This window comes from Hydrogenophaga intermedia (genome assembly GCF_000723405.1).
GTDB lineage: Bacteria > Pseudomonadota > Gammaproteobacteria > Burkholderiales > Burkholderiaceae_C > Hydrogenophaga > Hydrogenophaga intermedia.
Genome location: NZ_CCAE010000064.1, coordinates 1 through 23,709, shown reverse-complemented (window position 1 = coordinate 23,709; position 23,709 = coordinate 1). Strand labels below are relative to the sequence as shown.

At 69.1% G+C, this 23,709-nt stretch carries 22 protein-coding genes and 1 pseudogene; 3 read left to right on the top strand and 20 right to left on the bottom strand.

The genetic code is table 11. The annotated features are described in order from the left end of the window. A pseudogene (locus BN948_RS26810) lies at positions 1 to 146 on the top strand (electron transfer flavoprotein subunit alpha/FixB family protein); the annotation flags it as partial. Positions 147 to 161: 15 nt separating this feature from the next. Here the strand turns inward: BN948_RS26810 and BN948_RS22615 are convergent. The 12 genes from BN948_RS22615 to BN948_RS22560 all read right to left on the bottom strand — a co-directional run bounded on the left by BN948_RS22615 (position 162) and on the right by BN948_RS22560 (position 11,040). Then, positions 162 to 1,049 carry an acyl-CoA thioesterase gene (locus tag BN948_RS22615; RefSeq protein WP_009520566.1) on the bottom strand — a complete coding sequence of 296 codons (888 nt, stop codon included), beginning with the start codon at positions 1,047 to 1,049 and terminating at the stop codon, positions 162 to 164. Then, positions 1,046 to 1,807, bottom strand: a complete 762-nt coding sequence (locus BN948_RS22610; RefSeq protein WP_009520567.1) for an NAD(P)H-dependent oxidoreductase — start codon at positions 1,805 to 1,807, stop codon at positions 1,046 to 1,048. Before BN948_RS22610 ends, BN948_RS22615 begins: the two co-directional genes overlap by 4 nt. Before the next feature lie 104 nt (positions 1,808 to 1,911). Further along, a complete protein-coding gene (locus BN948_RS22605) occupies positions 1,912 to 2,841 on the bottom strand; it encodes a carbohydrate kinase family protein (RefSeq protein ID WP_009520568.1) in 930 nt (309 codons plus the stop codon). Between the two features lie 33 nt (positions 2,842 to 2,874). Then, positions 2,875 to 3,819, bottom strand: a complete 945-nt coding sequence (locus BN948_RS22600) for an AraC family transcriptional regulator (protein WP_009520569.1) — start codon at positions 3,817 to 3,819, stop codon at positions 2,875 to 2,877. 24 nt (positions 3,820 to 3,843) lie between these two features. Beyond that, positions 3,844 to 5,235, bottom strand: coding sequence for a D-arabinitol 4-dehydrogenase (gene dalD / locus BN948_RS22595; protein ID WP_035624004.1), 1,392 nt, complete (start codon positions 5,233 to 5,235; stop codon positions 3,844 to 3,846). Positions 5,236 to 5,291: 56 nt separating this feature from the next. Then, entirely contained in the window at positions 5,292 to 6,338 is a 1,047-nt protein-coding gene (locus tag BN948_RS22590) for an ABC transporter ATP-binding protein (RefSeq protein ID WP_009520571.1), read from the bottom strand. A 17-nt stretch (positions 6,339 to 6,355) separates the two neighbouring features. Beyond that, positions 6,356 to 7,177 (bottom strand): carbohydrate ABC transporter permease, encoded by an 822-nt coding sequence (locus BN948_RS22585; protein ID WP_009520572.1) that lies wholly within the window; start codon positions 7,175 to 7,177, stop codon positions 6,356 to 6,358. Between the two features lie 2 nt (positions 7,178 to 7,179). After that, the gene (locus BN948_RS22580; RefSeq protein ID WP_009520573.1) at positions 7,180 to 8,037 is read right to left on the bottom strand and encodes a carbohydrate ABC transporter permease; all 858 of its coding nucleotides are present in this window, start codon (positions 8,035 to 8,037) and stop codon (positions 7,180 to 7,182) included. Positions 8,038 to 8,071: 34 nt separating this feature from the next. Then, positions 8,072 to 9,379 carry an ABC transporter substrate-binding protein gene (locus BN948_RS22575; protein WP_009520574.1) on the bottom strand — a complete coding sequence of 436 codons (1,308 nt, stop codon included), beginning with the start codon at positions 9,377 to 9,379 and terminating at the stop codon, positions 8,072 to 8,074. 167 nt (positions 9,380 to 9,546) lie between these two features. After that, entirely contained in the window at positions 9,547 to 9,906 is a 360-nt protein-coding gene (locus tag BN948_RS22570) for an ArsR/SmtB family transcription factor (RefSeq protein WP_009520575.1), read from the bottom strand. Then, entirely contained in the window at positions 9,896 to 10,366 is a 471-nt protein-coding gene (locus BN948_RS22565) for an SRPBCC family protein (protein WP_009520576.1), read from the bottom strand. The genes BN948_RS22570 and BN948_RS22565 overlap by 11 nt, the downstream gene beginning before the upstream one ends. A 56-nt stretch (positions 10,367 to 10,422) precedes the next feature. Beyond that, positions 10,423 to 11,040, bottom strand: a complete 618-nt coding sequence (locus tag BN948_RS22560; protein WP_009520577.1) for a TetR/AcrR family transcriptional regulator — start codon at positions 11,038 to 11,040, stop codon at positions 10,423 to 10,425. 119 nt (positions 11,041 to 11,159) lie between these two features. Between BN948_RS22560 and BN948_RS22555 the strand changes: the two genes are divergently transcribed. Both BN948_RS22555 and BN948_RS22550 read left to right on the top strand, forming a co-directional pair. Further along, positions 11,160 to 12,386 (top strand): MFS transporter, encoded by a 1,227-nt coding sequence (locus BN948_RS22555; RefSeq protein ID WP_009520578.1) that lies wholly within the window; start codon positions 11,160 to 11,162, stop codon positions 12,384 to 12,386. A 181-nt stretch (positions 12,387 to 12,567) separates the two neighbouring features. Then, positions 12,568 to 12,996, top strand: coding sequence for a hypothetical protein (locus tag BN948_RS22550; protein ID WP_009520579.1), 429 nt, complete (start codon positions 12,568 to 12,570; stop codon positions 12,994 to 12,996). Here the strand turns inward: BN948_RS22550 and BN948_RS22545 are convergent. The 8 genes from BN948_RS22545 to BN948_RS22510 all read right to left on the bottom strand — a co-directional run bounded on the left by BN948_RS22545 (position 12,990) and on the right by BN948_RS22510 (position 22,653). After that, the gene (locus BN948_RS22545; protein WP_009520580.1) at positions 12,990 to 13,943 is read right to left on the bottom strand and encodes an ABC transporter substrate-binding protein; all 954 of its coding nucleotides are present in this window, start codon (positions 13,941 to 13,943) and stop codon (positions 12,990 to 12,992) included. The genes BN948_RS22550 and BN948_RS22545 overlap by 7 nt on opposite strands. Before the next feature lie 69 nt (positions 13,944 to 14,012). Continuing rightward, positions 14,013 to 15,059, bottom strand: coding sequence for an ABC transporter permease (locus BN948_RS22540; protein ID WP_009520581.1), 1,047 nt, complete (start codon positions 15,057 to 15,059; stop codon positions 14,013 to 14,015). After that, complete coding sequence (locus tag BN948_RS22535) at positions 15,040 to 16,524, bottom strand: sugar ABC transporter ATP-binding protein (protein WP_009520582.1); 1,485 nt, start codon at positions 16,522 to 16,524, stop codon at positions 15,040 to 15,042. Before BN948_RS22535 ends, BN948_RS22540 begins: the two co-directional genes overlap by 20 nt. A gap of 1 nt (position 16,525) precedes the next feature. Then, entirely contained in the window at positions 16,526 to 17,695 is a 1,170-nt protein-coding gene (locus BN948_RS22530; RefSeq protein WP_009520583.1) for a Gfo/Idh/MocA family protein, read from the bottom strand. Further along, positions 17,692 to 18,762: a sugar phosphate isomerase/epimerase family protein gene (locus tag BN948_RS22525; RefSeq protein WP_009520584.1), complete on the bottom strand. Its 1,071-nt coding sequence runs from the start codon at positions 18,760 to 18,762 to the stop codon at positions 17,692 to 17,694. Before BN948_RS22525 ends, BN948_RS22530 begins: the two co-directional genes overlap by 4 nt. A 20-nt stretch (positions 18,763 to 18,782) precedes the next feature. Then, entirely contained in the window at positions 18,783 to 20,135 is a 1,353-nt protein-coding gene (xylA, locus tag BN948_RS22520; RefSeq protein ID WP_051756301.1) for a xylose isomerase, read from the bottom strand. After that, a complete protein-coding gene (gene xylB / locus BN948_RS22515; RefSeq protein ID WP_238327252.1) occupies positions 20,132 to 21,607 on the bottom strand; it encodes a xylulokinase in 1,476 nt (491 codons plus the stop codon). The genes xylA and xylB overlap by 4 nt, the downstream gene beginning before the upstream one ends. Next, a complete protein-coding gene (locus BN948_RS22510; protein WP_035623993.1) occupies positions 21,604 to 22,653 on the bottom strand; it encodes a LacI family DNA-binding transcriptional regulator in 1,050 nt (349 codons plus the stop codon). Before BN948_RS22510 ends, xylB begins: the two co-directional genes overlap by 4 nt. Between the last annotated feature and the right edge of the window lie 1,056 nt (positions 22,654 to 23,709).

Genomic DNA, 23,709 nt, shown 5'->3' with positions numbered 1-23,709 from the left:
CCATCCAGCACCTGGCGGGCATGAAGGACTCCAAGGTGATCGTGGCGATCAACAAGGACCCGGAGGCGCCGATCTTCAGCGTGGCCGACTACGGGCTGGAGGCCGACCTCTTCGAGGCCGTGCCCGAGTTGGTCAAGGCGATCTGAGGCTGGGCCAGAGGCTCAATCCGTGTGGGTCACCAGGCAGTCCTGCGTGGCCGTCGCGATGTGGCGGCCGTCTTCGTCGTGGTACTGCGCGATGGCCAGGCCACGGCCGTGCGCGGCGTGGGCGCAGACCGCGTGCACGTGCAGCCAGCGGTCCGATCGCGGCGGCGCATGCAGCCACAGCGCGTGGTTCAGGCTGGCGATGTACATGCCGCGCTCGCCCGCGCGCGACAGGTGCGGCGCGAGGATGCAGTAGTTGAGCCACCAGTCCGAGAGGTAGGCGAAGGCGGCGGCGTGCAGGTGCGGGTTGTCTGGCAGCGCCTGGGGCACCTTCATCCAGTAGCGGAAGTGCGGCCGGGCCGTGGCACCGTCCAGTTGGCGCAGCGGATCGGGCATGCGGAAGTCGATCGCGGCGTTGCAGTCGCGACCGTAGCCGCCCATGAGGGCAATCTGGTCCCGCAGCGCCGGGGGCACGTCATCGAGCGTCGGCAACGCCTCGGGTCGTTCACCTGCGGGCGCCAACGACACCTCGGCATGTGCGGGCCCGGGCAGTGGCAGCGCACAGCTCACCTGCGCGTCGAGCACGGTGCGCTCGCCCTGCGCGCCGCGCACGTGCAGCGAGGTGAAGCGCTTGCCATCCTGCAGGCGCTTCACGTCGAAGACGATGGGCTGGTCCGGCATGGCACCCTGCAGGAAGAGGAACTGCATCATGGTGGGCGGTCGACCCTCGGGCGCTTCCATGAGCGCGGCGCGCAGGGCCTGGCCCAGCAGTTGCCCGCCGTAGGAGCGGCCGTTCTGGTTGGCGTCGCCATGCAGGCTGCGCCAGCGGCCGGGGCCGGCGGGTTTGAGTTGCAGGCGATCGGCCAGCGTGATCGCACCATCGGGCGTGAGGTCGGTGGTGCTCATCGCGCGGCGTCCTGCCCTTCGGGCCGCCGATGCCCCACGGTGCGCGGTTCGATGCCGGGCTTCAAGCGCCAGTCGGGCCCGAAGTCGGCCAGGGGGTGCGTGGCCATGACCTCCTCGTGCCCGATGCCGCGCAACCGCGCCGCATAGGCCTCGAGGTGCGCGTGGCGCTGGGCTTCGTCGCTGTACTGGATGGACCAGCCCACGAAGGGCTGCAGCACCTGCAGGCCGCTGTAGCCGAAGGTGCCGTGGTGCAGGTGCCAGAGGATCACGTCGCGCTGGCCGAGCAGGCCATCGCTTTCCATCATCTCGGGGAAGCACCCGGTGGTGAACGACAGCATGGCCTTGCGGCCCTTGAGCCCACCCTGGTCGAAGCGCTTGCCGCCCGCGCCGTACACCGTGCCGTTGGCGAACACGCGGTCGATCCAGCCCTTCATGATGGCGGGCACCGAGAACCACCAGAGCGGAAACTGCAGGATCAGCAGCTCGCAGCGCAGGAGCTTGTCGATTTCCGCCTGGATGTCGTCGGTGAAGCCCTGGCGCTGCGAGGCCTGCTTCTGTTCGCGGTCGTATTGCAGCGCGTGCGGGAAGCGCCGCTCGGTGAAGTCGCCCGCGGTGGCCACGGGGTTGAAGCCCATGGCGTAGAGGTCGGAGACCTCGACGGTGTGGCCTTCCTCCTTCAGCACGCGCAGCGAGGTGTCGAGCAGTGCGCGGTTGAAGGAGCGCGGCTCGGGGTGGGCGTAGACGATCAGGACGTTCATGCGGGCTCCGGTGCCGGCATGAACACATTGATTATTAGTCCGGCACGTCGGTTTATTATTAACCGATTCAGATGCCGCGCGCCAGCACCGCCGACACAGTGCGTTCAGACCGCCGGTAACTCGGCCCGCCGGGGCAGGTCGGCGCCGCGCCGGCCGCAGGTGATGGCGGCGGCCTGCGTGGCGAATCGCAGCGCGGCGTCCAGCGCTGTCGGCGACAGCTCCTCGAGCGCCTCGCGCCGGAGCGCGTCGCGCTCGGCCAGCCAGGTGAGCAGCGCCGCCTGGAAGGTGTCGCCCGCGCCCACGGTGTCGATCACGTCCACGGTGGGGGCAGCCACCTCGCCGCGCTCCCGCCCTGTCCAGGCGATGGCGCCAAGCGCGCCGCGCGTGACGACCACCAGCGACACCCCACTGGCCAGCGCCTCGCGCGCGAAGGCCTCGGGCGCGCGGCCATCGATGAGCGCGAGGTCTTCCTCGCTCACCTTGAGCAGGTCGGCGCGCGAGAGCATCCAGCGCAACTGCCCGCGCCAGGCCTCGACGTCGGGCTGCACGTTCAGGCGGACGTTGGGGTCGTAGGCGATGAGCGCGCGGTGTCGGTGCCGCTCGACGAGCGCGCGCAGCGAGCTGGCTGTCTCGCCCACGACGGTGGTGTAGGAGCCCAGGCAGATGGCGCGCGTGGCCTCGGGCACGGCCACCACGGCCTCGGGCGCCAGCAGGCGGTCCGCGCCGCCGTCGCCATAGAACGCGTAGGACGGCACGCCCGCCGCGTCGGTGCCGATGAGGCTGAGGGTGGTGGGCGCGTCGCTGCGGCGCAGGGTGTCGGTGCCGACGCCCTCTTCCCGCAAGGCCTGCATGAGGCGTTCACCCAGGAAACCGTTGGAGACAGTGGTGAGCAGCGACACAGGCTGCGCCAGGCGCGCCAGGCCCACCGCGAGGTTGAACGGCGAGCCGCCGACGCGCGCGTCCAGGCTGAGGCCGGTGGGCGTGCGCGCCACGGCGAACACGTCGAAGAGGGCTTCTCCGCAGACGAGGAACATGCGGTCTCTGGTTCGGGTTGGCCGAGGTACCGCTCAATGCGCGCCGCGAAAACGGGTCAGGGACTGGCGGCGGAATTCCGACGGCGTCATGCCCCTGATCTCGAGGAAGCGGCGGTTGAAGTTGGCCACGTTGTTGTAGCCCACCTCGTAGCAGATGTGGGTGATCTGCTGGTCGGTGTCCATGAGCAACTGGCAGGCGCGGCTGATGCGCACGCGGTTGACGAAGTCGGTGAAGGTGTTGCCCGTGGCGCGGCGGAAGAAGCGGCTGAAGCGGCTTTCGCTCATGCCCAGCTCGGCCGCCAGCGCGGCGGCCGAGTGCTGCTCGGACAGGTGGTCGGTGATGCGGCTGACCACGGCGTCGATCTGGTCGAGCTGGATCGCATCGTCGTCGCTCTGCAGCTTCACGCTGGAGAGCAGGCGGTAGTCGGTGCAGGCGGCCAGATCCGCCATGAACTCGCAGAAGGCGGTGAAGCGGCGCAAGCCGCGCGCGCCCTTCACACGGTGCCAGTGCGCCTCGGCGGCGTCGGACAGGCCGAAGAATTCGATGCCGTGGCGGGCGCGTTCCAGCAGGGGCAGCACCTCGGCGAGTTCGGGGATGGTGTCGCTGGCGCGCGCGAGCGGCTCGTGCGGGAACTGGATCACCAGGTCGCGCAACGCCACGCCGCCATCGGGCAAATCCATGCTGACCCAGTTGTGCGGCAGGCGCGGGCCGGTGAGCACGAGCTGGCCGGGCTGGAAGGGGCCGATCCAGTCACCCACGAAGACCTTGCCCGAGGTGGCGGTGATGAGGTGCAGCTCGTATTCGTCGTGGTAGTGCCAGCGCGCCAGGGGCGTGGGAAAGCCGTGCGAGAGGCAGCGCAGGAAGCCGGCCTCGTCGGGCGGCTCGTAGCCGAGTTCGGGCGAGCGCGCGTACTCGTTCTCCAGCTCGGGCCGGAACTGGCGGGGCGTGGAGGCGGACCTGAGGGACCTGACGGGCATGGCTGGACTCGGTGGGTGGCCAGCTCAGGAACTTACCACCGGCCCGGCGAGTGGCGCCACCCGCGCGCCGGCGCGGCGCACCGCCTCGCGCAGGCGCTCGTGGCCGGCGACGTCGCCCCACAGCGTGGCGTCGGCGCAGAGCGCGGCCACGGGGTCATCGGCGTCGCAGATGGCGTGCGCCACGGCGGGGTCCATGCCCTGGTCCTGATAGGGGTAGGGCAAGCGGCCGCGGTGCCAGCGCTGCAGGAAGGCCAGGAACAGGGCGGGCAGCAGGGCCACGCTGTCGATGGCCGCGCCCTGGGCCAGGCGCTCGCGCACCGTGGGCGCGATGAAGCCGGGGATCTTGGCGAAGCCGTCCATGGCGACGCGCTGGTTGGTGTCGCGGATGGCGGGGTTGGAGAAGCGCTCGAGCACCTCGTCGCGGTAGGCGGGCAGGTCCACGGGGCTGGGCGCACCGGGGCGCGACAGGCAGGGGATGACGTCGTCGGTGACGTAGTCGAAGGCCATCTGCCGGATGGCCGGCGTGCGCGCGCCTTCGTGGATGAACTGCAGACCCGCCAAGGTGCCGGCCCAGGCGATGCAACTGTGGCTGGCATTGAGGATGCGGATCTTGGCTTCCTCATAGGGGGCGACGGAGACCACCATCTGCGCGCCCACCGACTCCCAGGCGGGGCGCCCGGCGATGAAGTCGTCTTCGATCACCCACTGGATGAAGCGCTCGCCGGTGACGGGCGCGGCGTCGTCCCAACCGGTGGCGGCGCGCACGCGCGCGCGCAGCTCCGGCGGCGGGCGGGGGGTGATGCGGTCCACCATGGCGTTGGGGCAGCTCGTGTGTTCGCGCACCCAGGCGGCGAGGCGGGCGTCGCCCACGCGCTCGATGAACTGCAGCAGGCCGGCGCGCACGCGCTCGCCGTTGTGGCGCAGGTTGTCGCAGTTGAGCAGGGTGAGCGGCCCGGCACCGGCCGCGCGGCGCGCGCGCAGCAGGGCGCACAGCGTGCCGTAGAGCGTGGTGCCGGCCTCGCCGCGGCGCGCGCGCTGCAGGTCGGCGCTCAGGTCGGCGCTGCGCCAGTCCAGGCGGCCTTGATCGTCGAGGTAGTAGCCGGCCTCGGTGACGGTGAAGGACACGATGCGCGTGGCGGGGTCGGCGCCGCGCGCGATGAGGGGCGCGAGGCCGGGCTCGTAGGGCAGCACCTCGCGGATGGCGGTGATGCGCTCGTAGCGGTACTCGCCGTCGGGCGAGACGGTCTCCAGCGTGTAGGCACCACCCTGGCGGCGCAGGGCGTCGATCACCTCGGGCATGTCGTCGCGCAGGTTGCCGCCGGCCAGGGTCCAGTGCGGGTCGCCGCGATCGATGAGGCGCTGCAGGTAGACCGCCTGGTGCGCGCGGTGGAAGGAGCCCAGGCCGAGGTGCAACAGCACGAACCGGGCGTCGGGGGGCGGCAGGGTCACGGAGGCGGTCACGGTGCGGCGGTTCAGGAAACGGTCTCGGGGTGGGCGATGGCCTGCCCCTGGGCGTCGAAGAGGTGCAGTTGCGTGGGGTCGAGTTCGACGCGCACCGCGTCGCCCACGCGCAGCGGCGTGCGTTCGTTCTGGCGCGCGATCAGCGGCACACCGCCCACGGCCAAGTGGATCAGCGTGTCGGCGCCCAGCGCCTCGATGAGGTCGACGCGGCCGGGCTCGCCCGCGCCATCGGCGGCGTGAACACGAAGGCCTTCCGGGCGCACGCCGAGCAGGCCGTCGGCCGCGAGCCGACCACCGCTGCGGGCCGAGAACGCGGGGATGGCGCCGGCCGCCACCAGGTTCATCGAGGGCATGCCGATGAACTGCGCGACGAATCGGTTGGCCGGCCGGTCGTACAGCTCCAGCGGCGTGCCCACCTGCTCGATCAGACCGTCCTTGAAGACGACGACGCGGTCGGCCAGGGTCATGGCCTCCACCTGGTCGTGCGTGACGTAGATGCTGGTGGCGCCGAGCGCGACGTGCAGCTTGTGGATCTCCACGCGCGTGTTGCCACGCAGGGCGGCGTCGAGGTTGGACAGCGGCTCGTCGAACAGGAAGACCTTGGGCGCGCGCACGATGGCGCGGCCGATGGCCACGCGCTGTCGCTGCCCGCCCGAGAGTTCGCGCGGCGTGCGCCGCAGGTAGGGCGTGAGCCTGAGCTGGTCCGCCGCATGTTCCACCTTGCGGCGGATCTCGTCCTTCGGCACCTTGGCCAGCCTCAGCGCGAAGGACATGTTGTCGTACACGCTCATGTGCGGATAGAGCGCGTAGCTCTGGAACACCATGGCCAGGTCGCGCTGGCCCGAGGGCATGTGCGTGATGTCGCGGCCATCGAGCACGAGGCCGCCGCTGGTGATGTGCTCCAGCCCGGCGATGAGCCGCAGCAGGGTGGATTTGCCGCAGCCCGAGGGGCCGACGAAGACGATGAACTCGCCCTGGCGGATGTCCAGGTCCACGCCGCGGATGACGTGCACGTCGTCGAAACGCTTGTGGATGTTCTTCAGTTGGAGGTAGGCCATGTCGGTGGTCCCCTGGGTCACTTGACGGCGCCGAAGGTCAGGCCCTGCACGAGCTGCTTCTGGCTGAACCAGCCGAACACCACGATGGGCGCGATGGCCATCAGCGAGGCGGCGGAGAGCTTGGCCCAGAAGAGGCCTTCGGGGCTGGAGTAGGAGGCGATGAGCGTGGCCAGCGTGCCGGCCTTGGCCGAGGTGAGGTTGAGTGCCCAGAACGATTCGTTCCAGGCCAGCACGAGGCACAGCAGGCCGGTGGAGGCCAGTCCACCGACGGACAGCGGCAGCACGACGTGGCGGAACTCGGCCCACAGGTTCGCGCCGTCCATGCGCGCGGCTTCCAGGATTTCGTTGGGGATGTCCTTGTAGCTGCTGTAGAGCATCCACACCATGATGGGCAGGTTGGACAGGGTGAACACCAGCGTGAGCGCGCTCAGCGAGTCGAGCAGGCCGGCGGTCTGCGCGAGCACGTAGATGGGCAGCAGCGCGCCCACGGCCGGCATCATCTTGGTGGAGAGCATCCACATCAGAATGTCGCGCGTGCGCTTCGTGCGGAAGAAGGCCATGGAGTACGCGGCGGGCGCGGCGATGAGCAGGCCGATCACGGTGGAGGCCACGCTGGTGATGAGCGAGTTGCGCGCGTAGAGCAGGTAGTCGCTGCGGCGCTGCACCTCGCCGAAGTTCTCCAGCGTGGGCTCGAACACGAACAGCGGCGGCACGGCGATGGCCTGCAGCTCGGTCTTGAAGGCCGTGAGGAACAGCCAGCCCAGCGGAAAGAACAGCAGCAGCGCGGCGGCCCAGGCGCCGGCGGTTCGCAAGGTGGTGAGCCAGGGATTGGTCGGCATGTTCAGTCCAGGTTCTTGCCGATGATGCGGATGAGGAACACCGCGACGATGTTGGCCAGCACCACCGCGAACAGCGCGCCGGCCGAGGCCACGCCGACGTCGAAGTTCATCAGCGACTGCTTGAAGATGAGGTAGGTGAGGTTGGTGCTCTCGTTGCCCGGGCCGCCGGCGGTGGTGATGGCGATCTCGGCGAACACGCTGAGCAGGAAGATCATCTCGATCATGATCACCACGGCCATGGGCCGCGCCAGGTGCGGCAGCGTGAGGTACCAGAAGCGCTGCACGGCGCTGGCGCCGTCCATGCGCGCGGCCTCCATCTGCTCGCGGTCGAGAGACTGCAGCGAGGTGATGAAGATCAGGCAGGCGAAGGGCAGCCACTGCCAGGCCACCATCACGATCACCGAGACCAGCGGCACGTCGGTGAGCCAGTCCACGGGCGTCAGGCCGAAGAACTTCCACACGTTGGCCAGCACGCCGTAGATGGGGTTCATCATCATGTGCTTCCACAGCAGCGCGTTGACGGCGGGCATGACGAAGAACGGCGAGATGAGCAGCACGCGCACGATGCCGCGCCCCGGAAACGGATCGTTCACCAGCAGCGCGAGCAGCACGCCGAGCACCACGGTGATGGCGATCACGCTGCCGATGAGCAGCAGCGTGTTCGCCACGGCGGGCCAGAAGTCCGGGTCGGTGATGAAGTACTCGTAGTTGGCGAGCCCGGCGAAGCCGTGCTGCCCCGGCTGCATGAGGTTGTAGTTGACCAGGGAGAACCACAGGGTCATCAGCAGCGGCACGAGCATCCAGAGCAGGAGCGCGATCACCGCCGGGGCCATGAGCCCCCGGGGAAGCAGCCGGTTCATGCGGGTGGTCCGAATCCGAACGGCAGGCGCGCGCTTACTTGTAGTACCCGGCCTTCTTCATCTCGCGCTCGGCCATGGTCTGCGCGGTCTTGAGCGCCTGCTCCACCGTGACCTTGCCCGAGAGCGCGGCGCTCATCTGCTGGCCCACCGCGATGCCGATGGCCTGGAACTCCGGAATGGCCGCGTACTGCACGCCCACGTAGGGCGACTTGGGCAGGGTGCTGTCGTTGGGGTTGGCCGAGTCGATGGCCTTCTTCTCAGCGGCCGCGAACTTGGCGACCTTCTGGAACTCGGGGTTGGCATAGGTGGACTTGCGCGTGCCGGTGGGCACCATGGCCCAGCCTTGCTCCTTGGCCACCAGGTTGATGTAGTCCCTGGAGGTGGCCCACTTGATGAAGGCCTGCGCGGCGGCGTCCTTGGTGGAGCTGGCGGGGATGGCCAGGTTCCACGACCACAGCCAGTTGGCGCCCTTGGGCGTGGTGGCCACGGGCGCCTGTGCGAAGGCCACCTTGTCGGCCACCTTGGACTGCTTGGGGTCGCTGATGAAGGAGGCAGCGATGGTGGCGTCCACCCACATGGCGCACTTGCCTTCGTTGAAGAGCGCCAGGTTCTCGTTGAAGCTGTTGGCCGAGGCGCCGGGCGGGCCGTACTGCTTCATCAGATCGACGTAGAAGCCGATGGCGTCCTTCCAGGGCTTGCTGTCGATCTGCGGCTTCCACTGCATGTCGAACCACTGGCCGCCGTGGGTGTTGACCATGGTGGTGAGCAGGGCCATGTTGTCGCCCCAGCCCGGCTTGCCGCGCAGGCACATGCCGTACACGCCGGCCTTGGGGTCGTGCGCCTTGGCGGCGAAGTCCTTCACCTGGGCCCAGGTGGGCTGCTCGGGCATCTGCACGCCGGCCTTGTCGGCCAGGTCCTTGCGGTACATGAGCATGGAGCTTTCTGCGTAGAAGGGCGCGGCGTAGAGCTTGCCTTCGTGCGAGAGGCCGCTGCGGATGGCGGGCAGCAGGTCGTCCACGTCGTAGGCGGCGTCGGTGGCGATGGGCTTGAGCCAGCCCTTCTTCGACCAGATCGGGGCCTCGTACAGGCCGATGGTCATGATGTCGAACTGCCCGCCCTTGGTGGCGATGTCGGTGGTGACGCGCTGGCGCAGCACGCCCTCTTCCAGCGTCACCCACTTGAGCTTGACGCCGGGGTTGGCGGCCTCGAAATGCTTGCCGAGCTTCTGCATTTCGATCATGTGGCCGTTGTTCACGGTGGCGATCACGAGCTCGGTGTTGGCGTGCGCGGCGCCTGCGCTGAGCAGGGCGGCCGCCAGGAGGGAAGCGGTGCGAAGGTTCACGTTTGTCTCCAGTTCATCTCGTCGAAAGCGGACGGCGACCCGTGCAGGCCGTGAACGGGATTCTGGGCAAGCTGCCTTTCACCATCGGTACGGAATGGGGCGGCGCCCGTACTTTCTTGCGCTAGTGCTTCGGGATTAACCCTAGGAAGTGGCGCAAAGTTTGGGGATCAGGGCGCCCCATCCTCGTCGTCGAGCACCTCGCCCAGCCGGTCCAGCCGCCGCTCCCACAGCGCGCGGCGCTGCGCGATCCAGTCGGCCGCCACGGCCAGTCCTTCACTGCGCAGGCTGCAGGTGCGGGTGCGGCCGACCTTTTCGCTGTGCACCAGGCCGCTGTCTTCCAGAATGCCGACGTGCTGGATCACGGCGGTGAGCGTGATGCCCAGCAGCTCCTGCAGCTGCTTGGCCGCGGCCGGGCCTTCGCTCAGGCGTTCGAGCATGGCGCGCCGCGTCGGGTCGCCGAGAGCGCGGAAGACGCGATCGGCCGCCGCGGGCGGGCGCGGCGCGTCCAGCGTGGCCTCAGCGGACAAGGCCGAGCTCCTTGTCCAGTGCGTCGAGCAGTTCGCGCGTGCCATGCTCACGCGACTGGACGCTGTCGCTGCCATCCAGGAAGGCGATCTGTTCGGTGAGGAGCAGGCGCGTGCCGCCGGCGTCGGGCAGCAGCTCGATCGTCTGCTGCGAGGACGAGAAGCGCTTGCCCTCGGTGTCCATGGTGTAGGCGATGACGATGCGCCGGCCGGGCACGATGTCGAGGTAACGCACCTCGTTGCCCATCACGGGCCCGCCCTGGAAACGGAAGCGCCAGCTCTCCGCGCCGCCCACTTCGAAGTTCATGTCGAACTTCTCGATGGTCCATCCGTCGTCGTCACCGCCCATCCAGCGGCGCTTCTTCTTCGGGTCAGAGAAGCCGGAGAACACCTTCTCGGGTGGGTGGGCGTAGCGGCGGTCGATGACGAAGGTGTGGTGCTGGATGGTGCTGGTCTTGTCCATGGTGTGAAGCCCTTTGGTGAAGTGGAGGCTTCACTTTACCGGCCGCACCCGAAAAGTCAAGCATTTACTTCACTGTTTGCCTTGGGCGGCTGGCGCAGCAGGCCATCGAGCAACTGGCGGAACCCCGCCACCGCCTTTTTCGAGGTGGCCTCGGGGTCCGGCGAGCCGGCGATCCAGGTGGCGGCGTGGGTGCTCGCTCCGTTGATGAGCCGCGCCAGCGCTTCCGGGTCGGCGTCGATCAGCAAGCCCTCGTCCTTGAGTGCGGCCAGGCTGGCTGTCAGGCCGTCGATGCAGCTCTTGGCGCTGGGGCACTGGGACTGATCGCCCAGCACGGCGGGCGCGTCACGGAACAGGATGCGCTGGATCTCGGGCTCCAGCGCCATCTCCACGTACGCAATCCACTCGTCCACCACCGCCTGCCAACGGTTGGGCGCCCGGGCGGCGATGGCCTTGAGCTGGACCGACATCTCGGCGTCGATCTGGTCCACCACCGCCTGAAACAGCCCCTTCTTGTCGCCGAAGTGGTGGTACAGCGCGCCGCGGGTGAGTCCGGCGGCGGAGGTGAAGTCGTCCATGGACGCCTGGGCGTAACCCACCGTGCCGAAGGCCTGGCGGGCGGCGGCGATCAGCTTGCCGCGGGTCTCGGCAATCATGTCCTGGCGGGCTCTGCGCATGGGGGCTCCGATCAAACACATACAGAACGTACGTGAATTGACATACGGGATGCACGTCAATAACATACATACGCCACGTATTTTATTGCATCGCCCCCCTCACTTCAAGGAGCGCTCCCGTGCCCAATCCCTACGCAAAGATCTTCAGCGAACCCGGCGCCAAGGGCTTTTCCGCGGCCGCCTTCGTCGGCCGGCTGCCACTGGCCATGGCCCCGATCGGCATCGTCGCCATGCTGTCCCAGACCCTGGGCGAGTACTGGCTGGCGGGCGCGGTCGCGGCCACCTACGGCATCGGCAACGCCTTCCTCGCCCCCCAGATTTCGCGCCTGGTCGACCGCTACGGCCAGACCCGCGTGGCCGCGCCGGCCACGGTCGTGTCGGCGCTGGCCTTCCTGCTTCTGATCCTGGCGAGCCACCTGGCCTGGCCGGCCTGGACCCTGTTTGCCGCGGCCCTGGGCGCGGCCACCTTGCCCAGCATGTCGGCGATGGTGCGCGCGCGCTGGAGCGAACTGTTCCGCGACCGGCCCGAGCTGAACACGGCCTTCGCCTTCGAGTCATCGGCCGACGAGCTGCTCTACATCACCGGTGCCTCGCTGTCGGTGGGCCTGGCCGCGGCCTGGTTTCCCGAGGCCGGCATGCTGGCCTGCACGCTCTTTCTGGTGCTGGGCTCGGCGGCCTTTCTGGCGCAGCGCGGCACGGAGCCGCCCGTGCGCGCGCCGCAGGCCGACGGCCCCACGGGCTCGGCGATCGGGCTGCGACCGGTGCAGATCGTGACGCTGGCCCTGATCTTCGTGGGCGCGATCTTCGCCACGGCCGAGGTGAGCTCGATCGCCATCACCAAGGAACTCGGCGAGCCCGGCGGCGCCAGCCTGGTGATCGGCGTCTACGCGCTGGGCTCCTTCGTGCTGGGCCTGGTGCTCGGCGCCATCAACCCCACCATGCCCCTGCAGCGCCAGCTGCTGATCGCGCTGAGCGTGCTGATGCTGACCTCGCTGCCGCTGCTGGTGGCGGGCTCCTCGGTGGCCCTGCTCGCCGCCGCCGTGTTCCTCAGCGGCGTGGCGATCTCGCCCACCTTCATCACCGCCTTCGGCCTGATCGAGCGGCGCGTGCCGGCTTCGATGCTGACCGAGGGCGTGACCTGGGTGATGACGGGCATTGGCATCGGCATGGCCCTGGGCGCCTTCGTGGCGGGCTGGGTGGTCGACACCTTCGGCCCGCAGAACGGCTTCTGGGTGTCGGTGGTGGCCAGCGCGGCCGCCTGGATCACCGTGGCGCTGGGGCAGCGCACGCTGGCGGGTGAGCGGGCGGCGGCGCCGGCGGCCGCCGCGACGGCCCTGTCGCGCTGAGGCGACGCCGTGCGCGCGCCGGGCACCGCGGCGCCGCGCGGTCGGCCTTGACCGAGTGGGCGACGGCGCGCCGTCCTACAGCCGCCGCCCCGCAGCGGCACAACACTGACGGAACCAGCCGGCCGGGAGAAGACCGGCGCCCCTGAAGGGCCTTCCATTCAACCGAAGAAAGGACATCACCATGAACACCAGGAACCACCTCCTGCTGCCCCTCGCCCTGACGCTGGGCGCCGCGGGCCTGAGCTTCGCCAACGACCCGGGGCTGCCGGTGCACGGCGCCGACGCCCTGCAGTACAGCGCGCCACCGGCGGAGGAAACGCGCTCGCAGGTGCAGGGCCCTGTCGCCGGTGCCGAGGCCGCCGGCCTGATCGAGCGTGGCGAAGCCACGGCGCCCGAAGTGGAGCGCCAGTTGGGCCACAGCTACCTGAGCCGCGCCTACGTGCAGGCCGAGGCCGCCGAGGCGTACCGCATGGGCCTGGTGGCGCACGGCGAGACCTACCCCGAGCCAACGCCGGCACAGGTGCAGCAAATGCAGATGGCCGCCGAGCGCGCGGTGATGGACACGCAGCTCGCCAGGGCCGACGACCCGGCGATGCGCCCCTATCAGTAAGGCGAATCCGGGAAGTAGTACTTCGCCGCGTTCTCCTTGGTCACCAGCACCGAGGGAATGATGGTCGTCGCGGGCATCGGCTTGCCGGTGACCCGCGACTCGGCCGTGAGCTTGAGGGCGTCGGCGATCATGCTGGGCGAGTAGGTCACGTTGGCGGTGACGAGCTTGTCGCCGTCCATGACCTTCTTGATGTAGTCCTTGGCGCCGGCACCGCCCACCACGAGTTTGACGTCGGTGCGTTTGGCCTGCTCGATGGCACGTTGCACGCCCACCGCCATGTCGTCGTCGGACGCCCAGACCGCGTCGATCTGCTTGAAGCGCGTGAGGAAGTCCTGCATTACCTTGAAGGCGTCGTCGCGGTTCCAGTTGCCGTGCTTGGCGTCCAGCACCTTGATGCCGGGGTGCGCCTTCATCACTTCGTTGAACGCGTCCACGCGCTGGTTGTCGATGACGGTGGGGATGCCGCGCAGGATGACCACGTTGCCCTTGCCGCCCATGGCCTTGGCCATGTATTCGCCGGCCACCTTGCCGAAGCCGGGGTTGTCGCCCGCCACGTAGGCATTCTGTGCGTTGGGGTCGGTCAGGCCACGGTCCACGACGGTCACGAACACGCCCTTGCTCTTGACCTGCGCCACGGGTCGCGTGAGCGGCGCCGACTCGAAGGGCAGGATCACCAGGGTGTCGATCTTGTTGACGGCCTGCAGGTCCTGGATCTGGTTGGCCTGCTCGGACGGCGAGGCGGCGGTCTTCACGATCACCTTCACGCCGGGGTATTGCTTCTCCACCTCGTCCTTGGTGCGGTTGGCCCAGTACACCACCCCGCCCGTCCAGCCGTGCGTGGCCGCGGGCACGGACACGCCGATGACGGGCTTGTTCTGGGCGAAGGCTGGCGCGGTGAAGAGGGTGCCGATGGCGAGAGCGGTCAAGGCGAACAGTCTGCGTTGCATGTTTGTCTCCGGTTGGGTTTCGCTGTCACAGGAAAGCGCGCGGCCTGCATGGGCACCGCGCGGGTCGTCTCACCGGCGCCCCCGTTGAAGGAAGGCGACGACGATGATCACGAACCCCTGCACCGCCGCGTTCAGGTACACGCTGATGATGCTGGTGAGGTTCAGGATGTTGCTGATGACGGAGAGCAGCACGGCACCGACCACGGTGCCGAAGATGCGCCCCCCGCCGCCCTTGAGCGCGGTGCCGCCGACGATGACGGCGGCGATGGCCTCGAGCTCCCACAGCAGGCCCGTGGTGGGCGATGCCGAGCCCAGGCGCGGCACGTACAGCAGCGTGGCCACCGCCACGCAGCCACCCAGCAGCACGTAGGTGAGCACCTTCACGCGGTCCACCGCCACCGCCGAGTAACGCGCCACCTGTTCGTTGGAGCCGATGGCCTGCACATAGCGGCCGTAGCGCGTGCGGTTGAGCAGGAAGCCGCCAGCCAGCGCGATGACCGCGAACACCCAGATGGGGATGGGAATGCCCAGCCAGCTGCCGTAGTAAACCGGGCTGTAGACGTCCACCAGCTCGTTGTCGAGCGTGATGGCGCCGCCGTTGGCGAAGTAGGTGAGGTAGGCGCGGAAGATGCCCAGGGTGCCGAGCGTGACGATGAAGGGCTCGATGCGGCCCTTGGTGATGAGCAGGCCATGCGCCAGGCCGAACACCGCGCCCAGCACCAGCGCCACCAGGGCGCCCAGCAGCACCGCCACCAGCGGCGAGCCCACCAGCGGCGCGAGCTGGTTCATCACCAGGATGGTGCTGCCGGCGATCAGCGCCGCCATGGAGCCCACCGACAGGTCGATGCCGCCGGAGATGATGACGAAGCTCATGCCCACCGCGATGATGCCGATGAAGGCCGTGCGCGTGAGCACGTTCATGCCGTTGTCCCAGGTGGCGAAGTCCGGGTTGAGCAGCGTGCCGGCGATGCACAGCAGCACCAGGCCGGCGAGCGGACCGTAAGCGGCAAAGCGCGCGCTCCAGTCACCGTGGCGGCGCGCGGGCGGGCTGGCCGGGTCGGCGGCGGGGGCCACGGCGGCGCCGGGTGGCAGGGGACTAGTGGGTGCCGGTGGCATGGGCGATGAGCTCCTCTTCGTTCAGGTGGTCGCCGGCGAGCGTGGCCTGCACGCGCCCGGCGCGCATGACGATCACGCGCTGGCACAGGCCGATGAGTTCGACCAGCTCCGACGAGATGACGATCACGCCCAGGCCTTCGGCGGCCAGGCGCGCGATCAGGAAATAGATGTCGCGCTTGGCGCCGACGTCCACCCCGCGCGTGGGTTCGTCCAGCACCAGCACGCGCGGGCGCGGCTGCAGCACCTTGGCGATGGCCAGCTTCTGCTGGTTGCCACCGGATAGGGAGCCCGCGCGGGCGTCCAGGCTGCCCGCGCGGATGCGGAAGTCCCGCACCGCGGCTTGCAGCGCGGCGCGCTGCGAGGCGGCGTCGAGCCAGGGCCGCGCGTGGCGGTCGAGGTCCATGAGCGTCAGGTTGTCCTGCAGAGACAGGCCCACGTGCAGGCCACGCCCCTTGCGGTCTTCGCTGAGGTAGGTCAGGCCCGCGCGGGCGGCGGCGCGTGGGTCCTTGAAGCGCACCGGCTCGCCCTGCAGCCGCACCTCGCCGCCCGCGCGCGGGCGCAGGCCCAGCAGGCCCTCGAAGAGCTCGGTGCGGCCCGCGCCCACCAGACCGGCGAAGCCCAGGATCTCACCCGGGCGCACCTCGAAGCCCACGTCCTGCGCCCAGCCGGGCACGCTGAATTCGCGCACCGCGAGCAGGGGCGGCGCATCGGGCAGCGGCGCCTTGGGCGGGAACATGTCGGTGAGCTCGCGGCCCACCATGAGGTTGGCCATGTCCTGGCGGGTGTGGCCGGCGGTGGGGCCGCGCGTGACGAAGCGGCCGTCGCGCATCACCACGATCTCGTCCGTGATCTGTTCGACCTCGTCGAGCTTGTGCGAGATGTAGATGACGGTCACGCCCCGATCGCGCAACTGGCGGATGAGCGCGAACAGGCGGTGGGTTTCGCCCGGCGTGAGCGTCGCGGTGGGTTCGTCCATCACCAGCAGCCGGGCCTGGCGCGAGAGGGCCCGCGCGATCTCCACCAACTGCTTCTCGGCCACGATGAGATCGCGCACGCGGGTGTCGGGGTCGATCGACAGGCCCACCGCGTCCATGGCTTCGCGCGCGCTCTCGCGCATGGACGCTTCGTCCAGCAGCCAGCCGCGGCGCCGCTCGCGGCCCAGGAAGATGTTCTGCACCACGCTCAGGTCATCGGCGAGGTTGAACTCCTGGTGGATCAGCACCACGCCGGCGGCTTCGGCCTCGCGCGAATCGGCAAAGCGGCAAGGTTCGCCGTCGATGCTGAAGCCGCCCGGGCCGGCCTGCTCGTAGCCGCAGAGGATCTTCATGAGCGTGGACTTGCCGGCGCCGTTTTCGCCGAGCAGGCCGTAGACGCGGCCCGGCTCCAGCTCGAAGCTCACGCCGTGCAGCACCTGCACCGGGCCGAAGTGCTTGCAGACGCCGTCGAAGCGCACGCGAAGGCTCATGTCAGACCTTCACCCATACCGCGCCCGCAGCGGAGGAACGCACGGCCGCTTCGATGAAGGCGACGCCATGGATGCCGTCTTCGATGGTGGGGAAGTCCACTTCCGCCGGCACCGGCCGGCCTTCGCGCGCCGCGTGGATCGCCTGCGCGATCTCGCCGTAGACGGTGGCGAAGCCCTCGAGGTAGCCCTCAGGGTGACCCGAGGGCAGGCGCGTCACGCGCGCGGCGTCGGCATTGGCCGAAGCCGTGCCGCGCGAGATGGTGCGCGGTGCCTCGCCGAAAGGCGTGAAGCGCAGGTGGTTGGGCTGCTCCTGCTGCCACTCGAGACCAGCGCGGCTGCCGTAGACGCGCAGGCGCAAGGCGTTCTCATTGCCCGGCGCCACCTGGCTGGCCCACAGCAGGCCGCGCGCGCCATTGGCGTAGCGCAGCATGACCTGCACGTTGTCGTCCAGCGCGCGCCCGGGCACGAAGGTGCTGAGTTCGGCGCAGAGCTGCGTGGGCTGCAGGCCGCTCACGAAGCCCGCGAGCTGGTAGGCGTGCGTGCCGATGTCGCCCACGCAGCCGCCCGCGCCCGAGCGCTGCGGGTCGGTGCGCCAGGCGGCCTGTTTCTGGCCGGTGAATTCCAGCGGCTCGGTCAGCCAGTCCTGCGGGTACTCCACCTGAACGAGGCGGATGTCGCCGAGCGCGCCCTCGCGCACCAGGCGCCGCGCGTGGCGCACCATGGGATAGCCCGAGTAGTTGTAGGTGACGGCGAACAGGCGGCCGCTGGAGCGCGTGAGCGAGCGCAGGCGCTCGGCGTCGGCCAGGGTGGTGGTCACCGGCTTGTCGCAGATCACGTGGATGCCCGCTTCCAGAAAGGCCTGGGCGGCGGGCGCGTGCTGGTCGTTGGGCGTGACGATGGCCACCGCCTCGATGCCGTCGTCGCGCGCGGCTTCCTCGCGCGCCATGGTCTGGTAGTCGGCGTAGCCGCGCGCCAGCCCGAGCGCGGCGGCCGAACGCAAGGCCTTCTCGGGCGTGGACGAGAGCGCACCCGCGATCAGTTCGTAGTGGTCGTCCAGTCGGGCGGCGATGCGATGCACCGCGCCGATGAAGGCCCCCTCCCCGCCCCCCACCATGCCCAGGCGGATGCGACGACGCGCCTGCGCCGCGGGCCCGCTGGCTTCGATGGTCATGCGGCCTCCCGGTTCAGGCCCAGCATGCGGCGCAGTTGCGCCGCATCGGTCTGGCCACCGGCGAAATCGTCGAAGGCCTTTTCCGTGACGCGGATGAGGTGGTCGCGGATGAAGACCGCGCCTTCGGCGGCGCCAGCCTCGGGGTGCTTGAGGCAGCACTCCCACTCCAGCACGGCCCAACTGTCGTAGCCGTACTGCGCCATCTTGGAGAAGATGGCACCAAAGTCGATCTGCCCGTCACCGAGCGAACGAAAGCGGCCCGCGCGCTGCACCCAGGGCTGATAGCCAGAGTACACGCCCTGCCGGCCGTTGGGGCGAAACTCCGCGTCCTTGATGTGCAGCGCCTTGATGCGCTCGTGGTAGATGTCGATGAACTCGAGGTAGTCGAGCTGCTGCAGCAGGAAGTGCGAGGGGTCGTAGTTGATGCAGCAGCGCGGGTGGTTGTTCACGCGCTCCAGAAACATCTCGAAGGTGACGCCGTCGAACAGGTCTTCGCCCGGGTGAAGCTCGAAGCACACGTGGCAGTCGGCTTCGTCGAAGGCGTCGAAGATGGGGCGCCAGCGCTTGGCCAGCTCGTCGAAAGCCGCCTCGATCAAACCCGCGGGGCGCTGGGGCCAGGGGTAGAGGTACGGCCAGGCCAGCGCGCCGGGAAAGCTCACGTTGCTCTTGAGGCCCAGGTTGTTGGACGCCTTGGCCGACAGCAGCATCTGCTCCACCGCCCAGGCCTGGCGCGCCGCGGGCTTGCCGCGCAGCGCCTCGGGTGCGAAGCCGTCGAAGGCCTCGTCGTACGCGGGGTGCACGGCCACCAGTTGCCCTTGCAGGTGGGTGCCGAGTTCGGTGATGGCCACGCCGTTTTCGCGTGCAATGCCGGCGATCTCGTCGCAGTAGGTCTTGGACGCCGCGGCCTTCTCCAGATCGAACAGGCGCTTGTCCCACGAGGGAATCTGCACGCCCTTGAAGCCCAGGCCGCCCGCCCAACGCGTGATCGACGCCCAGGAATCGAACGGCGCGGCGTCGCCCGCGAACTGCGCCAGGTAGATGCCCGGGCCCTTGATGTTGGTGGCCATGTCCCGCTCCTTCTTGTGGTTCAGAGATAGCTGTTGACGAGGTGCTCGAGGCGCTCCTGCTGAGCCGAGCGCGGGCGCGGGTCGAGGCCGCGCTCGGCGACGTCGCGCGCCAGGTCCTCGAGCGAGCGCTCGCCGTTGAGGATCGCGCGGCCGGCCTCGCCGTCCCAGCCGGCATAGCGCTGCTGCACGTGGCGTTGCAGGGCACCGTCCTGCAGCATGCGTTCGGCCACGAGAAGGGCCTGCGCGCACAGGTCCATGGCGGTGGCGTGGGCCCACACCAGGTCGTCGGGGTCGATGGACTGGCGGCGCAGCTTGGCGTCGAAGTTCAGCCCGCCCTGGCCGATGCCGCCGCCCTTGAGCACCTCGTACAGCGACAGCGCCACCTGCGGCAGGTTGTTCGGGAATTGGTCCGTGTCCCAGCCCAGCAGCTCGTCGCCGCGGTTCATGTCGAGCGAGCCGAAGATGCCCAGCGCCTGCGCCATGGCGATCTCGTGCTCGAAGGTCTGGCCCGCCAGCAGCGCGTGGTTCTGTTCGATGTTGACCTTGACCTCGTGCTCCAGCCCGTGCTCGCGCAGGAAGCCGAACACCGCGGCGACGTCGCGGTCGTACTGGTGCTTGGTGGGCTCGGCCGGCTTGGGTTCGATGAGGATCTGGCCCTTGAAGCCGATCTTGTGCTTGTGCTCCACCACCAGCTGCAGGAATCGGCCGAGCTGCGCGAGCTCGCGCTTCAAGTCGGTGTTGAGCAGGGTCTCGTAGCCTTCGCGACCGCCCCACAGCACGTAGTTGGCGCCGCCCAGTTCGTGCGTCAGTTCGAGCACGTTCTTCACCTGCGCCGCGGCGTAGCTGAAGACCTCGGGGTCGGGGTTGGTGGCGGCGCCGGCCATGTAGCGCCGGTGCGAGAACAGGTTGGCGGTGCCCCACAGCAGGCGCACGCCGGTGTCCTGCATCTTGCGGGCAAACACCTCGCCGATGCGGCGCAGGTTGGTGTGGAACTCGGCCAGCGATGCGCCTTCGGGGGCGACGTCGCGGTCGTGGAAGGTGAAGTACGGCGTGTCGACCAGGCGGAACAGGTCGAAAGCGACGTCGGCCTTGTGCAGGGCCTGCGCCATCGGCTCGCCCGCGCCGTGCCAGGGGCGCTCGAAGCTGGGGTCGCCGAAGGGGTCGGTGCCGGCCCAGCCGAAGCTGTGCCAGTAGCACACGGCAAAGCGCAGTTGCTCCTGCATGCTCTTGCCGAGCACCAGGCGGTTCTTGTCGTAGTGGCGGTAGGCAAACGGCTCCCGCGCACTGGGCACGAAGGCGGGGCCGCGGTAGGCCAGCGGCTGCTGGAAGCCGAAGTAGGCGGGGCGCTGCCCGCCGGTGGGGTCGTGTCTCATGCGGGTTCCGGTGTGTGTGAGGGAGAAGGCAGATCGCGCAGGCGGCCATAGAGCCCCTGCCACTGTTCGAAGGCGCGGTCGTGGTGCCGCGCGCGTTGCGGATCGGGCGCGTGGCTGCGCTGGCGCGGGGGTTTGTCGAACTGGCGCACGCCGTCGACAGCCGCGCGCGCGAGCCGCGCGGCGCCGAGCGCGCAGCCATGCGAGGAACCGGCCACCTGGTGCAGTGGCAGGTTCAGCACATCGGCCAGGGTCTGGCTCCAGATGTCGGAGCGCGCGCCGCCGCCAATGAGGTCCGCCTCGGCGATGCGGGTGCCGGCGGCGGCCAGCGCGTCGCGCATGTCGCGAAAGGCGTAGGCCACGCCCTCGATGAGCGCGCGCGTCATGTCGGCGCGCCGCGTGCCGGCCGACAGGTGCACGAAACCGCCGCGCAACTGCGCGTCGTTGTGGGGTGTGCGTTCGCCCGACAGGTAGGGCGCGAACCAGCAGGCGCCGTCGTCCGCGGGGCCGCTGTCGGCGACTTCGTCCAGCAGGCTCGCCTCGTCGCGGCCGGTGACGCCGGCCCACCAGGCCAAGCTCGCGGCGGCCGAGAGCATCACGCCCATCTGGTGCCAGGTGCTCGGCAACGCGTGGCAGAAGGCGTGCACCGCGCGCTCGGGTGCCGGTGCGAAGCCGGCCGTGGTGGCCCACAACACGCCCGAGGTGCCCAGCGAGAGGAAGGCATCCCCCGGCGCCACGGCGCCCACGCCGACCGCACCCGCCGCGTTGTCGCCCGCGCCACCGGCCAGCACCGGTGCCTGCTCGAAGCCCCAGCGCGACACCCATTCGGGGCGAAGCGTACCGGTGGGCGCCGTGCCTTCCACCAGGCGCGGCATGTGGCGCTCGTCGAGGCCGCAGGCCGCCAGCAGCGGCGCGCTCCAGGCGCGAGCGCCCACGTCGAGCCACAAGGTGCCCGAGGCGTCGGACATGTCTTCGGCGAATTCGCCGCTGAGCCGCCAACGCAGCCAGGCCTTGGGCAGCAGGACCTTGGCGATGCGCGCGAACACCTCGGGCTCGTGCTCGCGCACCCACAACAGTTTGGGCGCGGTGAAACCGGGCATGGCCGGGTTGCCGGTGCGCTGGCGCAAGCCCAGGGCTGGCGCCTCCAGCGCCTCGCATTGCGCGGCGCTGCGGCCGTCGTTCCACAGCATGCAGGGCCGCAACACGTCCCCATCGGCGCCCAGCAGGGTCGCGCCGTGCATCTGGCCCGACAGGCCGATGGCGCGCACCGCGGCCAGGGCGCGCGCATGCTCGGCCTTCAGCGCGTCCAGGCAATCGCAAGTGGCGCGCCACCAGTCGGCCGGGTCCTGCTCGGACCAGCCGGGGCGTGGCCGGCTCACCGCCAGCGGCGCGCTGGCGACGGCGACCTGCCGGCCGTCTTCGAGCAGCAGCGCCTTCACGCCGGAGGTGCCGAGATCGATGCCCAGCGTGATCACGGCAGGTTGTCCTTGAGGTAGATGTCGATGCGGATGCGCTCCTGGTCCGCGTGAACGGGCTCGCGCGTGGCGCGCGCCAGCGCCTGCCGCAAGGCCGAGCGGATCTCGTGGCCGGCGTCCTGGTTGATCACCGCGTCCAGGGTGCCATCGAGCAGATCGGCGCGCGCGGCGGGCGTGAGCTCGTGGCCGATGAAGACCACCTCGCGCTCGCGCCCGGCCGCCTTGAGGGCCGCCGAGATGCCGGCGTTGCCCGCGCCGACGCTGTAGATCGCGCGCAGGCGCGGGTGCTCGGCCAGCAGTTGCCGCACGAGCACCTCGTTGAGCGCGGGCGAGTCCTTGCCCTGCACGGCGGGCAGCACCGTCAGGTGGGTGAACTCGGTCGTCATCACCTGGTTGAAGCCCAGACAACGCTCCGCGTGGTCACGCAAGGAGAGGCTGCCAGCGACGACACCGACCTCGCCCGGCTCGCGGCCGACAAAGCGCCCAAGCAGGCTGGCGGCCGTGCGCCCCGCTGCCGCGTTGTCGATGCCCACGTAAGCGTGGCGACGCGAGCGCGGCACGTCCGACACCAGGGTGATCACCTCGCAGCCGCCGTCGACCAGGCCATCGATGGCGTTCTGCACGAGGGGGTGGTCCAGGCCCATGACGATCGCCGTCTCGCACTGGCCCTGCAGCGAGCGCAGGAGATCGGCCAGGCGCTGCGGTTCGAAGACATCGACCTCCAGGATCTGCACGCTCGCGCGGTGGTCTTCCAGCCAGGCGCGGCAGGCTGCCAGCTCGGCCTGCAACTGCGCCACGAAGGCGTTGCCGCCGGAGGGGAGCACCAGGCACCAGCGGTGCGAGCGCGTGCGCGCCAGCCGCGCGGCGGCGGGGTCGGGGCGGTAGTTCAGTCGCGCCACCGCTTCGCGTACGCGGGCGATGGACTTGGCGTGCACGCCGGCGCGGTTGTTGAGGACGCGGTCCGCCGTGGCCAGGCTCACCCGGGCTTCGCGCGCCACGTCGCTGAGCGTGGCGCGCCCGGAGGCGAGGTCGGCTTTTTCTGTCATGCGGCCCATTTTGAGGTACGTACCTCAATTGAAGCTTCAGGGTTTACGCCGATTCGTTTACTGGGACTGAGGTGGGATTAATGCAAGTCTGCGTCTCGTCAGGATGCAGAAATGAGGTGCGAAAGTCATTTTCCAGCGTGGCCCGGCCCACCATCGAGCAGGCGCTGGACGCATTCGAGGCCCGCCACTGGATCCACGCGGCGGTGGTGCGGCGCCTGATTGACACGCTCACACAGCAGAAACTGGCGCGCCGACGCTACGCACCCCCAAAGGCAGCCAAAGCGTGGCCGACTCAGGGTGATGTCAAGCAATCTTGGAGTTTGCGCCGCTCGCTGACCAAGGCTTGCGCACGTCGTCTTGCACGCTGGGCACGCCTGGAACACCTGGCTGGTGGCCTTCGAAACGCCGAGCCGGCGACACACGCAGGTGTTGGCGTAAGGGCTTGGTCTGGCGCGGCTGGCGGGGATCGAACCCACGACCCTCGGCTTCGGAGCCCAGGCAATCGCTGCGTAGATACAGCGATTTCGAGATACGTTAATCAGGATTCGCAGGCGTTGTTCAATCAGATCAACGACTTGGCGCATCTTTGTTGTGACATCAATTAGTGCCTGTCAGTGACCACAACACTTCAGATGTCACAAACTCGCTGCAAAAACCTCGAAGGCTTACCCAGCGGTACAACTACAAGGTATGACCATAGCCCATCCTGAATGGCAGCGATCTCCACACCAGATTAACCATGCGCAGCAGAGGGTTATCTGCAAAAACGCAAATGCCGTTCGTCGCCCGCCCGGGTACTAGTTTTAGAAAGTACAGGATTCTGCACATTTTGCCCCGGAAATAATAAGAACGGTTCAGAGGCCCTACTCAATTCCGACAGAAAACTAAACTCGCGCGCAAGTCGTTGATTGTAAAAGAGATATCGTAATTACAATTTTGGCGGCGTCTGGCCCGAAGGTGGTTTGTCGGGGCCCCATCCTGTTGATTTCCACGTAAATCTGACCCCTCTGAGCTGAGTTTTTTCATCCAACTTTGACCCCTTGAGTAAGGTCTTCT

Coding starts and splice junctions, on each gene's coding strand:
- BN948_RS22610 (WP_009520567.1), bottom strand. CDS start 1,807: ATGAACGTCCTGATCGTCTACGCCCACCCCGAGCCGCGCTCCTTCAAC.
- BN948_RS22600 (WP_009520569.1), bottom strand. CDS start 3,819: ATGCCCGTCAGGTCCCTCAGGTCCGCCTCCACGCCCCGCCAGTTCCGG.
- BN948_RS22525 (WP_009520584.1), bottom strand. CDS start 18,762: ATGGCCACCAACATCAAGGGCCCGGGCATCTACCTGGCGCAGTTCGCG.
- BN948_RS22580 (WP_009520573.1), bottom strand. CDS start 8,037: ATGAACCGGCTGCTTCCCCGGGGGCTCATGGCCCCGGCGGTGATCGCG.
- BN948_RS22535 (WP_009520582.1), bottom strand. CDS start 16,524: ATGAGCCTTCGCGTGCGCTTCGACGGCGTCTGCAAGCACTTCGGCCCG.
- BN948_RS22530 (WP_009520583.1), bottom strand. CDS start 17,695: ATGACCATCGAAGCCAGCGGGCCCGCGGCGCAGGCGCGTCGTCGCATC.
- BN948_RS22615 (WP_009520566.1), bottom strand. CDS start 1,049: ATGAGCACCACCGACCTCACGCCCGATGGTGCGATCACGCTGGCCGAT.
- BN948_RS22550 (WP_009520579.1), top strand. CDS start 12,568: ATGAACACCAGGAACCACCTCCTGCTGCCCCTCGCCCTGACGCTGGGC.
- xylA (WP_051756301.1), bottom strand. CDS start 20,135: ATGAGACACGACCCCACCGGCGGGCAGCGCCCCGCCTACTTCGGCTTC.
- BN948_RS22565 (WP_009520576.1), bottom strand. CDS start 10,366: ATGGACAAGACCAGCACCATCCAGCACCACACCTTCGTCATCGACCGC.
- BN948_RS22545 (WP_009520580.1), bottom strand. CDS start 13,943: ATGCAACGCAGACTGTTCGCCTTGACCGCTCTCGCCATCGGCACCCTC.
- BN948_RS22585 (WP_009520572.1), bottom strand. CDS start 7,177: ATGCCGACCAATCCCTGGCTCACCACCTTGCGAACCGCCGGCGCCTGG.
- BN948_RS22590 (WP_009520571.1), bottom strand. CDS start 6,338: ATGGCCTACCTCCAACTGAAGAACATCCACAAGCGTTTCGACGACGTG.
- BN948_RS22560 (WP_009520577.1), bottom strand. CDS start 11,040: ATGCGCAGAGCCCGCCAGGACATGATTGCCGAGACCCGCGGCAAGCTG.
- BN948_RS22605 (WP_009520568.1), bottom strand. CDS start 2,841: ATGTTCCTCGTCTGCGGAGAAGCCCTCTTCGACGTGTTCGCCGTGGCG.
- BN948_RS22540 (WP_009520581.1), bottom strand. CDS start 15,059: ATGCCACCGGCACCCACTAGTCCCCTGCCACCCGGCGCCGCCGTGGCC.
- BN948_RS22510 (WP_035623993.1), bottom strand. CDS start 22,653: ATGACAGAAAAAGCCGACCTCGCCTCCGGGCGCGCCACGCTCAGCGAC.